The organism is Pseudoflavonifractor gallinarum (assembly GCF_014982855.1).
Taxonomy (GTDB): domain Bacteria; phylum Bacillota; class Clostridia; order Oscillospirales; family Oscillospiraceae; genus Pseudoflavonifractor_A; species Pseudoflavonifractor_A gallinarum.
Window position 1 is genome coordinate 80,866 of the sequence record NZ_JADCKF010000002.1, and the last position, 14,676, is coordinate 95,541.

At 63.3% G+C, this 14,676-nt stretch carries 15 protein-coding genes; 14 read left to right on the forward strand and 1 reads right to left on the reverse strand.

The features are described from left to right. The first annotated feature begins 30 nt into the window (after nt 1-30). The 9 genes from INF37_RS02405 to trmFO all read left to right on the forward strand — a co-directional run bounded on the left by INF37_RS02405 (nt 31) and on the right by trmFO (nt 11,514). Nucleotides 31-753: a hypothetical protein gene (locus INF37_RS02405; RefSeq protein ID WP_193536217.1), complete on the forward strand. Its 723-nt coding sequence runs from the start codon at nt 31-33 to the stop codon at nt 751-753. A gap of 114 nt (nt 754-867) precedes the next feature. Then, nucleotides 868-1,347, forward strand: a complete 480-nt coding sequence (gene greA, locus INF37_RS02410) for a transcription elongation factor GreA (RefSeq protein ID WP_101693853.1) — start codon at nt 868-870, stop codon at nt 1,345-1,347. A gap of 20 nt (nt 1,348-1,367) precedes the next feature. Next, complete coding sequence (gene lysS, locus INF37_RS02415) at nt 1,368-3,308, forward strand: lysine--tRNA ligase (RefSeq protein ID WP_186962916.1); 1,941 nt, start codon at nt 1,368-1,370, stop codon at nt 3,306-3,308. A 261-nt stretch (nt 3,309-3,569) separates the two neighbouring features. Next, on the forward strand, nt 3,570-4,946 hold the full coding sequence (locus INF37_RS02420) for a TrkH family potassium uptake protein (protein ID WP_235964158.1): 1,377 nt from the start codon (nt 3,570-3,572) through the stop codon (nt 4,944-4,946). 16 nt (nt 4,947-4,962) lie between these two features. Then, entirely contained in the window at nt 4,963-5,613 is a 651-nt protein-coding gene (locus INF37_RS02425) for a potassium channel family protein (RefSeq protein WP_101693748.1), read from the forward strand. An 11-nt stretch (nt 5,614-5,624) separates the two neighbouring features. Beyond that, nucleotides 5,625-6,389 (forward strand): TrmH family RNA methyltransferase, encoded by a 765-nt coding sequence (locus tag INF37_RS02430; RefSeq protein WP_193536219.1) that lies wholly within the window; start codon nt 5,625-5,627, stop codon nt 6,387-6,389. 62 nt (nt 6,390-6,451) lie between these two features. Continuing rightward, on the forward strand, nt 6,452-7,684 hold the full coding sequence (gene dprA / locus INF37_RS02435) for a DNA-processing protein DprA (protein WP_193536221.1): 1,233 nt from the start codon (nt 6,452-6,454) through the stop codon (nt 7,682-7,684). 185 nt (nt 7,685-7,869) lie between these two features. Continuing rightward, complete coding sequence (topA, locus tag INF37_RS02440) at nt 7,870-10,194, forward strand: type I DNA topoisomerase (protein ID WP_193536223.1); 2,325 nt, start codon at nt 7,870-7,872, stop codon at nt 10,192-10,194. Between the two features lie 9 nt (nt 10,195-10,203). Continuing rightward, nucleotides 10,204-11,514, forward strand: coding sequence for a methylenetetrahydrofolate--tRNA-(uracil(54)-C(5))-methyltransferase (FADH(2)-oxidizing) TrmFO (gene trmFO, locus INF37_RS02445; protein WP_101693744.1), 1,311 nt, complete (start codon nt 10,204-10,206; stop codon nt 11,512-11,514). Between the two features lie 7 nt (nt 11,515-11,521). On the opposite strand, the gene INF37_RS02450 is transcribed toward trmFO, so the two are convergent. Then, on the reverse strand, nt 11,522-11,755 hold the full coding sequence (locus tag INF37_RS02450; protein ID WP_180956895.1) for a hypothetical protein: 234 nt from the start codon (nt 11,753-11,755) through the stop codon (nt 11,522-11,524). Between the two features lie 66 nt (nt 11,756-11,821). Between INF37_RS02450 and INF37_RS02455 the strand changes: the two genes are divergently transcribed. The 5 genes from INF37_RS02455 to rnc all read left to right on the forward strand — a co-directional run bounded on the left by INF37_RS02455 (nt 11,822) and on the right by rnc (nt 14,565). Continuing rightward, nucleotides 11,822-12,052, forward strand: coding sequence for a helix-turn-helix domain-containing protein (locus INF37_RS02455; protein ID WP_101693742.1), 231 nt, complete (start codon nt 11,822-11,824; stop codon nt 12,050-12,052). A gap of 82 nt (nt 12,053-12,134) precedes the next feature. After that, nucleotides 12,135-12,365, forward strand: coding sequence for a helix-turn-helix domain-containing protein (locus tag INF37_RS02460; RefSeq protein ID WP_193536225.1), 231 nt, complete (start codon nt 12,135-12,137; stop codon nt 12,363-12,365). A 41-nt stretch (nt 12,366-12,406) separates the two neighbouring features. Continuing rightward, the gene (gene plsX, locus INF37_RS02465) at nt 12,407-13,447 is read left to right on the forward strand and encodes a phosphate acyltransferase PlsX (protein ID WP_193536227.1); all 1,041 of its coding nucleotides are present in this window, start codon (nt 12,407-12,409) and stop codon (nt 13,445-13,447) included. Between the two features lie 135 nt (nt 13,448-13,582). Beyond that, nucleotides 13,583-13,813 carry an acyl carrier protein gene (locus INF37_RS02470; protein WP_101693739.1) on the forward strand — a complete coding sequence of 77 codons (231 nt, stop codon included), beginning with the start codon at nt 13,583-13,585 and terminating at the stop codon, nt 13,811-13,813. Between the two features lie 77 nt (nt 13,814-13,890). Further along, on the forward strand, nt 13,891-14,565 hold the full coding sequence (gene rnc, locus INF37_RS02475) for a ribonuclease III (protein ID WP_101693738.1): 675 nt from the start codon (nt 13,891-13,893) through the stop codon (nt 14,563-14,565). Nucleotides 14,566-14,676 lie beyond the last annotated feature (111 nt).

The following is a 14,676-nucleotide window of genomic DNA, read 5'->3' on the forward strand; positions in this document are numbered from 1 at the left end:
TGCTGCATACCCTCCCTCTGAGGTGAGGGTATGATCGGTTGGATGGTCCTGGAAGAGCGGCGGGGCTGGAGAAGTACGGTGGAAGAGGTGCGCCTAGAAGGACTGCGGGTATGCCGTGCCGGTATACCCGCGCCCGCCGCGCTCTCCCCCGCGGCCCGGAACCGGCGGGTGAAGCGGGGCGCGCAGCTTCTGCGGAAAGCGGGCTGCCGCCGCTGCCTCACGCCGCCGGGCTTCCCGCTCTGGGACCTTTTGCACGAGAGCGGCTTGCAGGCAGTGGACCCCGGCGGGCTCTGCCAAGCCCTGGCCGCCCGGCTGGCGGGGACCTACCTGGCGGAGCACGGGGTCCCGGAGACCGGGGCCACGGTGGTCCTTCTGGGCAGCCGGGTGGACCGGAGCCTCTTTGACGCGGCCTGCACCCTGGTCCCCCGGGTCCGCCGTCTGGTGATCCGGGCGGGCGAGGAGGGACGGGAGCTGGCCCAGTGGCTGGAGCGGGAGTACGGCATCCCGGTGCTGGAGAACGGAAGGGGCGCCCAGGTGCGCCTCTGGTTCACGCCGCCGGAGGGGGAGACCGGACCGGAGGATCTGGTGCTGTGCGCCCCCGGGCTCTCCCTGGGCGGACTGGAACTCCATCCCGTGCGTCCGGTACCGGATGAAGTGGAGGTACGAGCCTTTGCGGCGCTGCTCTGGGAAGAGGGGCGGCTTGCGCTGGAGGACATAGAAATATCTTCCAGTGCGGCGGCGCAAATGACTTGACAGGACCGGACAAACTACATATAATGTATAAACACAAAATGATAGTCTGGAGGATTGCGAGCCGGAGACGGCTCATTTCTCATATTTCCGGCGAAAAGAAAGGTGTGCACGGCAATGGCAAAAGAATATAAGCTGAGCCCCGAGCGCTTTGAAAAGCTGAAAGAGGAGCTCAATTATCTCAAGACGGTGCGTGAGAAGGAAGTGGCCGATCAGATCAAGGAGGCCCGCTCCTTCGGCGACCTGTCCGAGAACAGCGAGTACGACGAGGCGAAAAACGAGCAGGGCAAGCTCTACTCCCGCATTGCGGAGGTGGAGAACATCCTGGCCAACTGCATCGTCATTGAGGACGAGCACAGCGACGACACCACCATGGTCCGGCTGGGCAGCCGCATCACGGTGCTGGACAAGGAGTTTGAGGAAGAGGTCCAGTATGAGGTGGTGGGCTCTCAGGAGGCCGACCCCATGAACGGCCTGATCTCTGAGGACTCCCCCTTCGGCAAGGCGCTGCTGGGCAAGGCCGTGGGCGACGAGGTGGAGGTGGAGGCCCCCGCCGGCACCCTGTACTATAAGATCCTGAACATTCAGAAGGCATAAAAGAGAGGAAGAACAGACGCATGAGTGAAGAGAAGAAGAATCCCCAGCAGGAGGAGCCCTCTCTGTCTGAGCTGCTTCAGATCCGGCGCGCCAAGCTCAAGGAGCTCCAGGACGCCGGCGAGGATCCCTTCCAGCAGACCCGCTTTCCGGTAACTGCCCACAGCACCGAGATCCGGGAGAATTTTGAGGCGATGGAGGGCCAGATCAAGGCCATCGCCGGACGTCTCATGTCCAAGCGCGGCATGGGCAAGGCCGTGTTCTGCGACCTGCAGGACGGACAGGGCCGCATCCAGATCTATGTCCGCATCGACGAGCTGGGCGAGGAGGCCTTTGCCAAGTTCAAGAAGGTGGATATCGGCGACATCGTGGGCGTGGAGGGCGAAGTGTTCCGCACCAAGCGGGGCGAGATCTCCGTGAAGGCCCACTCGGTCACCCTGCTCTCCAAGTCCCTGCTGCCCCTGCCGGAGAAGTTCCACGGTCTGACCGACCGGGAGACCCGGTACCGTCAGCGCTATGTGGACCTCATCATGAATCCCGAGGTGCGCCGGGCCTTTGTCATCCGCTCCAAGTTCATTCAGCATGTGCGCAGCTTCCTGGACAACCGGGGCTATATGGAAGTGGAGACCCCCGTGCTCAACACCATCTCCGGCGGCGCCACGGCCCGTCCCTTCATCACCCATCACAACACCCTGGACATCGACATGTACATGCGCATCGCCACCGAGCTGCCCCTCAAGCGCCTGGTGGTGGGCGGCATGGAGCGGGTGTATGAGATCGGCCGCATCTTCCGCAACGAGGGCATGGACCCCAAGCACAACCCCGAGTTCACCACGGTGGAGCTCTATGAGGCCTATGCCGACTTCAACGATATGATGGACCTCTTTGAGGACCTGCTCTCCTCCGCCGCGGACAAGATCCTGGGCACCTACGATGTGGAGTGGCAGGGAGAGAAGATCTGCCTGGCGCCCGGCTGGCCCCGCCTGACCATGGCCGAGGCGGTCAAGAAGTACACGGGCCTTGACTTTATGGCGGTCTCCGACGACGCCGAGGCGGTGGCCATGGCCAAGTCCATCGGTGTGGAGCTGCCCGAGACGGCCGATCCCACCTGGGGCAACGCCCTCTACGAGTGCTTTGACCAGAAGGTGGAGGAGAAGTTGATCCAGCCCACCTTTATCACCATGCATCCCGTGGACGTCTCCCCCCTGGCCAAGCGCTCCCCCAAGGACCCCCGCCTCACCGAGCGCTTTGAGCTGTTCATCTGCCACAGTGAGATGGGCAACGCCTTCTCCGAGCTCAACGATCCCATTGACCAGCGCGGCCGCTTCCAGAAGCAGGTCGAGCTGCGCGCCAAGGGCGACGATGAGGCCGGCATGATGGATGAAGACTATATCACCGCCCTGGAGTACGGTCTGCCCCCCACGGGCGGCCTGGGCATCGGCATCGACCGCTGCGTGATGCTGCTGACCAACAGCGATTCCATCCGGGACGTCATCCTCTTCCCCACCATGAAGCCCCTGGATAAGAAGGACACCTCCGCCAAGGCCGAGAAGCGGGCCGAGCCGGTGGTGGTCACCGACGAGAAGATCGATTTCTCCAAGGTGGAGATCGAGCCCCTCTTCCAGGATTTCGTGGACTTTGAGACCTTTGCCAAGTCCGACTTCCGGGCCGTCAAGGTCAAGGACTGCACCGCTGTGCCCAAGAGCAAGAAGCTGCTGAAGTTCGTTCTGGACGACGGCACCGGCACCGACCGGGTGATCCTGAGCGGCATCCACGACACCTATGAGCCGGAGGAGCTGCTGGGCAAGACCCTCATCGCCATCACGAACCTTCCGCCCCGGAAGATGATGGGGATCGACTCCTGCGGCATGATCATCTCCGCGGTCCATCATGAGGAGGGCGTGGAGAAGCTCCACTGCCTGATGGTGGATCCGCACATTCCGGCGGGCGCGAAGCTCTATTAAGGGCGCGATGATCCGGTCTCTGAAACGGCGGGGGATGGAAACGAATGACGATCACATACGCATAGGAGTACTTCCCACCATGAAACATCTGGACTGATTCAGAGATTCTGGAGGCCGTGCCTGGTCCCGGGCGCGGCCTTTCGTCGGTATGGGAGCAGGACATGCTCCCATACCGCGACCAAAGCGGCCTGTCGGTGTGTGTGGACAGGCCAGTACGGTCCAGGCTGTGCCGGACCGGGAGAGAAAGGCCGATCAGATATTATGAGTATTACCATTCGCGCACGCAATCTGCTGCTCAGTAAACGAGGGATGAATCCCACGCGCATCGTGGCAGCATCCTTTGGGTGCATCATCCTGCTGGGCGCACTGCTGCTGACCCTTCCCATCGCCTCGCGCAGCGGGATGAGCGTCGGTTTTTTTGACGCACTGTTTACCGCCACCTCAGCCACCTGCGTCACCGGACTCATTACCGTGGATACCTGGGTCCAGTGGAGCCTCTTTGGGCAGATCATCATCATTATGATGATCCAGCTGGGGGGCCTTGGCTTTATGACCCTCATCACCATGGTGTCCTTTGCGCTCCACCGCCGCATCGGCCTGTCGGAGCGGCTCATCATGGTGTCCACCTTCAACCTCAACGATCTGGATGGTGTGGTGCGCATGGTACGCCATGCGCTCATGGGCACCTTTCTGATCGAGGGGGTGGGGGCGGTGATCCTCTCCATCTGCTTCATTCCAACCTTTGGACTGCTCCGGGGGATCTGGCATGGCATCTTCCACGCCATCTCCGCGTTCTGCAACGCGGGCTTTGATCTGATGGGCGGAGAGTACGGCCCCTTTTCCAGTATGATCGGGGCGAACCATCACCCGGTTGTACTGCTCACCACGGCCGCCCTCATCATCATCGGCGGCCTGGGATTTTTCGTCTGGGAGGATCTGGTGCGCAGCCGGTGCTGGCGCAAGCTCTCCCTGTACAGCAAGCTGGTGCTGGTGATGACGGCGGGACTGCTGCTCTTCGGCACCGTCTTTACCCTGCTGGCGGAATACCACAATCCCGCCACGCTGGGGAACATGCCCCTGTGGCAGAAACTGCTCAACGCCTTTTTCCAGTCCACCACCCTGCGTACAGCCGGCTTTGACGCGCTGGGACAGGGCGGGCTCCACGACAACACCAAGGCCATTTCGGTGGTGCTCATGCTGGTGGGCGGTTCGTCGGGCTCCACCGCGGGCGGCATCAAGACTGTGACGCTGGCGGTGCTCATGCTGGCTCTGCGGGCGGGGCTGAAGGGGAAGGAGCAGGTGACCCTGCGGGGCCGGGCCATCTCCTATCAGCGGGTCATCAATGCCATGACCCTGACGCTGGTGGTGATCACGCTGTTTCTGACCGGGTCCATCATCCTCTCCTCGGTGGAGAGCCTGCCCTACATCGACTGCGCCTTCGAAGTGGCGTCGGCACTGGGTACGGTGGGCCTGACCACCGGCATCACCGCGCATCTCTCCCGTTTTTCCCAGGCAGTGCTTGTCCTGTTTATGTATCTGGGCCGTGTGGGCGTGCTTTCGTTCTCCATCGCATTCCTGACCCGGCGTAAAAAACTGGCCAAGATCCAGTATCCCAATGTGGACATTATGATCGGATAAAAAAGAAGGGGATTGCATGAAAACATTTGTTGTCATCGGTCTGGGCCGATTTGGAAACGCTGTGGCCACCGAGCTGTGCACGCTGGGCCATGAGGTACTGGCCATCGACGCCGACCCGGAGAAGGTGCAGAAGGTGGTGGATCTGGTGACCCACGCCGTCACCGGAGACGCCAGAGACGCGGCGGTCCTGCGGGCGCTGGGCGTGCGCAACTATGACTGCGCCATCGTGGCCACCGGCAACGACGTGGGCAACAGCGCCCTCATCACCCTCAATCTGAAGGAAGTGGGGGTCAAGCAGGTGGTGTGCAAGGCCCAAAGCCATGTACATCGGAAGGTACTGGAGAAGATCGGAGCCGACCGGGTGATCTTCCCTGAGCATGAGATGGGACTGAAGCTGGCCCAGGGCCTCTCCAGCTCCAACGTGCTCAACTTTATCGAGCTCTCCGACGACTTCAGCATCGTGGAGCTGGCGGTGCCCAAGGTGTGGATGGGCAAGAGCATCCGGGAGCTGGACATCCGTGCCAAGCACCATGTCAACGTCATCGCGGTGCGCGGCCCGGAGGGCGTGCTGGACGTGGCCCCCGGCGGCGACTACCGGCTGGTCCAGGGCGGACGGATCGTGGTGCTGGGCCGTACCGAGTATATCAACCTGCTGCATAGCCTGTAAGGAAGATGAAGATGGAATCAATTACCAGCCGGCAGAATCCGCTGGCCGTCCACATCCGCAAGCTGGGGGCGGAGGGGAAGTACCGCCGGAGCCAGAGACAGTACCTCTGCGAGGGCGAAAAACTGGTGGGGGAGGCCCTGCGCTGGAGCGCCGGGGTGGAGACCCTGGTCTACGCCCGGGGAAAGACTCCCCCCGAGGACCTGCCCCAGGAGATCCGTCTGGTGGAGGTGCCTGAGGGACTCTTTGAGAGCCTCTCCACCGTGGAGACCCCTCAGGGCGTCCTGGCCGTGTGCCGCAGACCGGAGACGGCGCTGCCTGAGACCATGGCGCCGGGCGGGTATCTGGTGCTGGACGGACTCCAGGACCCGGGGAACGTGGGCACCATCTGGCGCACCGCCGATGCGCTGGGAGCTGCGGGAGTGGTCCTGCTGCCCCGCTGCGCCGACCCCTTTTCGCCCAAGACGGTCCGCTCCACCATGGGGGCCTGCTTCCGGCTCCCGGTGTGGGAGACCGATCTGGAGCACCTGTGTCCCCGGCTGGCGGCGGCGGAGATCCCCCTGTACGCCACCGCCCTGCGGGAGGATACGGCCGATGTGCGGGAGCTGCCTCTGGAGCGGGCGGCCGTGGTCATCGGCAGCGAGGGCAGGGGCATCTCCCAGGAGGCCCTGGCCCGGTGTGAAAAGACCATCCGCATCCCCATGCGGGAGCGGTGTGAGTCCCTCAACGCGGCGGCAGCTGCCACCGTGGTGCTCTGGGAGATGGCCCGCGGCCACTGAACAAAAGGGAAGAACGGATAGACGGAGTGAGATCCCGGTAGAGAAAGAGAGGGAGAAATTCCATGTCTGTGCTGAAGTATTGGCTGTGGCTCACCACCCGGCCCTCCATCCGGCCGGGGGAGGCGGCCGCCCTGGCCGAGCGTCTGGGCGGGGCCGAACAGGTCTATGTGGCCGACCGGGCGGAGTATGAGCTGCTGGGTCTGCCCTCTAAGCTCCGGGAGGAGCTCTGCCACAAGGAGATGGACTGGCCGGAGCGCATCCTGGAGGACTGCGCCCGGCGGAACATCCGGATTTTGACCATACAGGACGCCGCCTACCCGGAGCGTCTGCGCCAGATCGACGCGCCGCCCGCCCTTCTCTACGTGAAGGGGAAGAACCTCCCCTTTGACGAGCGGGTGGTCATCGGCGTGGTGGGCTCCCGCCGGGCCAGCCCCTACGGGATCGAGAAGGCGGCGGAGCTGGGCCGGGACCTGGCCCGCCGGGGCGCGGTGGTGGTCTCGGGCGTGGCCCAGGGAGTGGATGCCGCCGCCCTGCGCAGCGCCATCCGGGCCGGAGGCACCGTGTGCTCGGTGCTGGGCGGCGGGATCGACGTGGTCTATCCATCCTCCAGCGCGGACCTCTACCGGGTGGTGCCCCAGGTGGGCACCCTTATCAGCGAGTATCCGCCGGGGACCGCCACCGAGGGGTGGCACTACCCCATCCGCAACCGCATCATCAGCGGTCTGAGCCTGGGCGTGGCGGCAGTGGAGGCCAGCGTGAAGAGCGGCACCCTCATCACCGCCCGCACCGCGCTGGACCAGAACCGGGACGTCTTTGCCTTTCCGGGGTTAGCGGGAAATCCCGGCAGTCAGGGGACCAATCTCCTCATCCAGCGGGGGGAGGCCAAGCTCATCCAGTCGGCCGCCGACATCCTGGTGGAGTACGAGGGACTCTATTCGGCCCGCCTGCGGCCCGGCCCACCGCGAAAGCGGGAGAAAAGGGAACCAGGAGCGCAAGAGGCTCCCCAGCATCCCCGCCCCAAAGGGCCGGAGCCGGCCCCCCAGGCGGTTGACAACTCGGAAGGAAGGGCTTATAGTACCTTTCAAGAGCAGACCGGAGAGTTTACGGCCGAAGAGAAGGCCATCCTCCTGGCCCTGGGGGAGGAGCGGCTGCGGCCGGACGACCTGGTGGAGCGTACCGGCCTCCCGGCCAGCGGGGTGCTGGCCAGCCTCACCATGCTGACTATGCGGGGCATCCTGGCCCAGCGGCCGGGCAATTTCTTTGAAGCCCTGATCCTGCTGCGGGAGAAGGACTGAGCACCGGCGGGATCTCCCGCCCAAGGGCGTACCTGAACATCGGCAAACCAAACCCGGAGCGCGGTGGTTTGCCGATGATCAGATCCGCTCTGACGCCCACCAGAGGGCGCAGTTGGTCCGCCCAGGCGCGGACGAGAGAAGGGCCTCCGGAACAGAGACGGAGAGACCCAATTGGAGGTACTATTGTGGCGAAATCGAATCTTGTGATCGTGGAGTCCCCCGCCAAGGCCAAGACCATCGGAAAATACCTGGGTCCCGGCTATCAGGTGAAGGCGTCCATGGGACATGTGCGCGATCTTCCCAAGAGCAAGCTGGGCGTGGACGTGGAACACGGCTTCACGCTGGATTATCAGCCCATCAAGGGCAAGGAAGAGGTCATCGACGACCTGCAGAAGACGGCCAAGAAGAGCGAAAAAGTCTTTCTGGCCACCGACCCGGACCGGGAGGGCGAGGCCATCTCCTGGCACCTCAAGGAGCTGCTGGGGATCCCCGACGACAAGACCTACCGGGTCACCTTTAACGAGATCACCAAGAAGGTGGTCAACGAGGCCATCGCCGCCCCCCGTGCCATCGACCAGAATCTGGTGGACGCCCAGCAGGCCAGAAGAGTGCTGGACCGCATCGTGGGCTACCAGATCTCCCCCCTGCTGTGGAAGAAGATCCGCCGGGGCCTGAGCGCCGGACGGGTCCAGTCGGTGGCCACCCGCCTGGTGGCCGAGCGGGAGGCCGAGATCAAGGCCTTCGTGCCCGAGGAGTACTGGTCCCTGGATGTGGACCTGGAGCGCATCGCCCCCAACCTGGGCCAGTTCCGGGCCGCCTTCTACGGCCGGGAGAAGAAGATGGACCTGCACAGCGAGGAGGAGGTCCAGGCGGTGGTCTCCGCCGTTCAGGCCGACTCCTTCACCGTCCAGGGGGTCAAGCGGCAGGATAAGCAGCGCAATCCCGCGCCCCCCTTCACCACCTCCACCCTGCAGCAGGAGGCCAGCCGCAAGCTGAACATGACCCCCCGCCGCACCATGTCCATCGCCCAGCAGCTCTACGAGGGCGTGGACATCGAGGGCGAGGGGACCATCGGTCTCATCACCTATATGCGTACCGACTCCCTGCGCCTTTCGGACGAGGCCACGGAGGCCGCCAAAAACTTTATCCAGGGCCGCTACGGGGCCGACTACTACCCCGGAAAGCCCCGGGTGTTCAAGACCAAGTCCGGGGCCCAGGACGCCCACGAGGCCATCCGTCCCTCCAACGTGAACCTGACCCCCGAGCAGCTCAAGAAGGACCTGACCAGCGAACAGTACCGGCTCTACAAGCTGATCTGGAGCCGCTTCTTGGCCTGCCAGATGGCCCCTGCCGTCTATGACAGCGTCACCATCGAGGTGGAGAGCGCCGGATACCGCTTCCGCGCCAACCACTCGGCCCTCAAGTTCTCCGGCTATACCGCCGTCTATGTGGAGGGCAAGGACGAGGACGAGGAGGTCCTCCGCCAGTCCCCCCTGCCCGACCTGCGGGAGGGGGAGGCCCTCGAGCTCCTCAAGAGCGAGCCGGGACAGCACTTCACCCAGCCCCCCAGCCGCTACACCGAGGCCACCCTCATCAAGGCCCTGGAGGAGAAGGGGATCGGCCGTCCCTCCACCTACGCCCCCACCATCTCCACCATCCTGGACCGGGAGTATGTGGTGAAGGAGGGGAAGAACCTGCGCACCACCCCCCTGGGCGAGGTGGTCAACGACCTGATGAAGGAGAAGTTTCCCGACATCGTGGACACCGCCTTCACCGCCCGGATGGAGGAGCTGCTGGACGAGGTGGAAGAGGGGAAGGAGAACTGGAAGGACATCCTCTCCGGCTTCTACGGGGACTTTGAGCGGGAGCTCCAGGCCGCCGAGCAGGACACTGAGCGCATCAAGGTGCCCGACGAGGTGTCCGACGTCATCTGCCCCCTGTGCGGGCGCAATCTGGTCTTCAAGTCCGGCCGCTTCGGCCGCTTCCTGGCCTGCCCCGGCTGGCCCGAGTGCCCCCACACCCAGCCCATCGTCATCGAGATGCCGGGCAAGTGCCCCAAGTGCGGCGGCAAGATCCTGAAAAAGACCTCCAAGCGGGGCTATGCCTACTACGGCTGTGAGAACAACACCAACAAGGATGAGAGCAAGCGCTGCGACTTCATGACCTGGGATGTGCCGGTCAAGGAGACCTGTCCCGAGTGCGGACACACCCTCTTCAAGAAGTCGGGCCGGGGCTTCAAGAAGCCCTTCTGCATCAATCCCGAGTGCCCCAACTTCCTGCCGGAGGATCAGCGGGGCTATAAGAAGAAGACCCCGGAAAACGCCAATCTCGCCGAGGGCGTGCCGCCCGAGGAGGAGAAAAAGACCGTCAAGAAGACCGCCGCGAAAAAGCCGGCGGCCAAGAAAACCGTGGCCAAAAAGACCGAGACCACCAAAAAAGCGGCGGCCAAGAAGGAGCCGGCCAAAAAGACCACCGCGAAGAAGACGGCCAAGAAGACAGAGGAAGCGTAAGGAGAACACATGGAACCTGTTATCGTGATCGGCGCGGGCCTGGCCGGATGTGAGGCCGCGTGGCAGCTGGCCCAGCGGGGCATTCCGGTGGAGCTGCATGAGATGAAGCCCCGGAAAAAGACCCCCGCCCACCACTCGGACGACTTTGGAGAGTTGGTGTGCTCCAACTCCCTGCGCTCCGACCAGCTGGAGAATGCGGTGGGCCTGCTCAAGGAGGAGCTGCGCCGCCTGGGCTCCCTCATCCTCCGCTGTGCCGACGAGCACCGGGTGGAGGCGGGCGGCGCCCTGGCGGTGGACCGCCACGCCTTTTCCGGGGCCATCACCCGGGCGGTGAAGGAGCACCCCCTCATCACCGTGGTGGAGGGGGAGGTCACCGAGATCCCCGCGGAGGGAAATGTGATCGTGGCCTCCGGGCCCCTCACCTCCGAGGCCCTGAGCGAGCGCATCAAGGCCTTTTTCCCCGAGAGCCGCTATCTCAACTTCTACGACGCGGCGGCCCCCCTGGTCACCTTTGAGAGCGTGGATATGACCTCGGCGTGGTTTGCCTCCCGCTACGACAAGGGCACGCCGGACTATATCAACTGCCCCCTCACGGAGGAGGAGTACGACGCCTTCTGGACCGAGCTGTGCGCCGCCCAGGAGGCTGAGGTCCACGGCTTTGAGGACAAACAGGTCTTTGAGGGCTGTATGCCCGTGGAGGTCATGGCCCGACGGGGGAAGCAGACCCTCTGCTACGGCCCCCTCAAGCCCCGGGGCCTCAAGGACCCCAAGACGGGGAAGGAGCCCTTCGCCGTGGTGCAGCTGCGCAAGGACAACGCCGAGGGCTCCATCTACAATCTGGTGGGCTTCCAGACCCATTTGAAGTGGCCCGAGCAGCGGCGGGTCTTTTCCATGATCCCCGCCCTGCGCAGCGCGGAATTCGTGCGCTACGGCGTGATGCACCGGAACACCTACCTGGATTCCCCCCGGATGCTGGACCGCTATTACCGGGTCAAGCATGAGCCCCGGGTGTGCTTCGCCGGACAGATCACCGGCGTGGAGGGATATGTGGAGTCCACCGCCTCCGGCTTCCTGGCGGCGGTGGAGCTGGCCCGCAGACTTCAGGGCAAGCCCCCGGTGGACTTTCCCCAGGAGACGGCGGTGGGGGCGCTGGCCCTCTACATCAGCAACGAGACGGTGGGCGACTTCCAGCCCATGAACGTGAACTTCGGCATCATCCCGCCCCTGGGCTATAAGGTCAAGGGCAAAAGAAACAAGAATGCCGAGCTGAGCCGCCGGGCGCTGGAGATCCTGGACAAGCTGGACCCGGCGGAGCTGTAACCGACCCTTACAGCCGGTGGAGGGCCAGTCCCAGCCGCAGGCCCCGGAGAAAGGCCGCCTCGGCGTCCAGCTGGGCGCACTCGTCGGCCGCGTCCCGGAGCTTTTCGCAGAAGGGATCGCCCATTTCCTCCCGGACCCGGCCCAGGTGCCGCTCCCGGAGGGCATAGCAGTCCGGGAGATCCCCGGCGTCCCGGTCCAGCCGGGCAGCGAGTTCATACAAGGCAAAGAGTAAGTTATCCACACCATCACCCCAATAAAACCATGATTGCAATATACACGGTTTTATTGGATATGTCAAGGGGGAGCCATGTACCATAACGAATTATTTGGTTTGCGCTTACGCAAGATGCGCAGTCACAACCATGAGACGCAACGGGAACTGGCGGAGGTTTTGGGTGTAAAGCCAAACCAGATCGGAGAAATGGAAAATGGCCGGGGTGCTACGACCCTTGCAAAATTAGCGCAGCTCTGTGCGCATTACAATGTCACGGCTGATTATCTTTTAGGTTTGACGGATGAGCCACGGCCATTGAGATGAGACAAGGAGTAACCCTGTCAATCAGAAGCAGGACCAAATGCAGTCAAAATGAGATTGTATCTGATCTGTGAGGGGGCAGCGTATGTTTGAGCGCGCCATCTTTTCGGCCCGGCTGAAAGAACTCATTCAGCGGCGGAACATGACCTATGCCCAGCTGGCCCGGGCGCTGGGGGTCTCTACCGCGCAGGTCAGCGACATGGCCAACGGAAAAGCCGGGACCTCCATGGAGCGGTTGTATAAGCTCTGCAAGACCTTTGAGGTGTCTGCCGACTACCTGTTGGGTCTGACAGACGAGCCGCGGCCGTTGGCATAGGGCTGGTCCGGATGAGAACACAGAAAGAAGAGGGAAAAGTCATGAAGATCATCGTAGACGCCATGGGCGGCGACAACGCGCCCGCCTCAAACGTAAAGGGTGCACTGGCTGCCATCCGGGAGCAGGGAGTAGAGGTCATCCTGGTGGGCCGGGGGGAGGAGATCCTCCAGGTCCTCAACGAGGAGGGCATGAAGGAGCCCCCGGCAGGGATGGAGATCGTCCATGCCTCCGAGGTGGTGGAGATCTGTGACAATCCGGCCACCGCCTTCCGGGAGAAGAAGGACTCCTCCCTCACAGTGGGGCTCAATCTGCTCAAGGACGGCAAGGGCGACGCCTTTGTCTCGGCGGGCAGCACCGGCGCGCTGCTGGCGGCGGCCACCCTCATCGTCAAGCGCATCAAGGGCATCCGCCGGGCGGCCATGGCCCCGGTGGTGCCCACCGGAAACGGCGGGGCCGTCCTCATCGACTGCGGCGCCACTGCCGAGTGTACCCCCGAATACCTGCTCCAGTTTGCCTTCATGGGCTCCTACTATGCCGAGCGGGTGCTGGGCCGTCCGGAGCCGCGGGTGGGCCTCCTGAACATCGGGGCCGAGCCCTCCAAGGGCACCGAGCTGCAGCAGAAGACCTACGCCCTCCTGCAGGAGGCCGGGGAGCAGGGCCGCATCCACTTCACCGGCAACGTGGAGGGCAAAGAGGCGGTCTACGGCGCGGTGGACGTGATTGTCTCCGATGGCTACTCGGGCAATATCTTCCTCAAGACCATGGAGGGGACCGGCGGCTTCCTGGCCAAGCAGCTCAAGGCCATGTTCAAGAAGAACCTGATCACCAAGCTGGCGGCCCTTCTGGTCTCGGGCGGCATCCGCTCCTTCAAGAAGATCCTGGACGCCGGAGAGGTGGGCGGCACCGCCTTCATCGGCATCTCCAAGCCGGTCATCAAGGCCCACGGCTCCTCTGACGACTATGCCATCAAGAATGCCATCCGGCAGGCCGCCAAGTTTGCCGCCTCGGGCATCATTGAGGACATCACCGAGAATGTGGAGCACATGCGTCTCCCCGTGCAGGTGAAAAAGGAAGAGGGCTGATTGTGGGTTTTCCACGATTTTCCCACGGGGAGAGAAAAAATCAAAAATCCTATTGACAGCTTGCCTTATCTTGCCTATTATTTTAGTGCAATTACCGTTCCTGAATACAGAACGATATGATAGGAGAAGATAGATATGATTTTTGAGAAAATCGTGGCTCTGCTGTCCGAGCAGCTGGGCGTGGACGCCGAGAACATCACCATGGACACCTCCTTTGAGGAGCTGGGCGCCGACTCCGTGGACGTGGTCGATCTGACCATGGCGGTGGAGGAGGCCTTCAACCTGGAGGACCTGGCCGATGAGAACCTGTCCGACATGACCACTGTGGGAGACTTCGTCCGTTTCCTGCAGACCAAGCTGGATTGATCGTTTGCCTGCAAGCCCCGCCCACGGCGGGGCTTGCGTTTTGAATCGTATGGAACTGGAGAAGAGGAGGAACCACCATGCGCCATCTGGAAGAGACCCTTGGATATACCTTTCACGACCGTTCCCTCTTAGAGAACGCGCTCACCCACAGCTCCTATGCCAATGAGAACCGGTTCAAGGGCTGCCAGAGCAATGAGCGTCTGGAGTTCCTGGGGGACTCGGTGCTGGGCATGGTGACCGCCGACTATCTGTTCCGCACCCACCCCGACCTGCCGGAGGGGGACCTGACCCGCACCCGGGCCGCCCTGGTGTGCGAGGAGAGCCTGGTGGAAGTGGCCAAGGCCTGGGGACTGGGGGAATACCTCCGCCTGGGCAAGGGAGAGAACGCCGGCGGAGGCCGCCGCCGTCCCTCCATCCAGGCCGACGCGGTGGAGGCCGTGCTGGCCGCGGTCTACCTGGACGGCGGCATCGGCTCGGCCCGCAAGATCATCCAGAAATACATTCTGGACCGGGAGAGCGAGAAGGCCCGCAACCGGGACTACAAGACCGCCCTGCAGGAGCTGGTGCAGCGGGAGAGCGGCCAGGTCCTGCAGTACCGCCTGACCGGCTCCAGCGGGCCCGACCACGCCAAGATCTTCACGGTGGAGGTGGACCTGAACGGCGCCACCATCGGCCAGGGCGAGGGCCACAGCAAAAAAGAGGCGGAGCAGAACGCCGCCCGGGCCGCCATCGGCCATCTGGAGCATCCATAAACCAAAACACGCCGCGGAGGGGCTGCCGCGGCGTGTTTTTTGTGGGAAAGCGTTTGCAATGGCAGGGGGAAATTGATATAATACTTTATTACCATGTGATTTTGTGCCCTG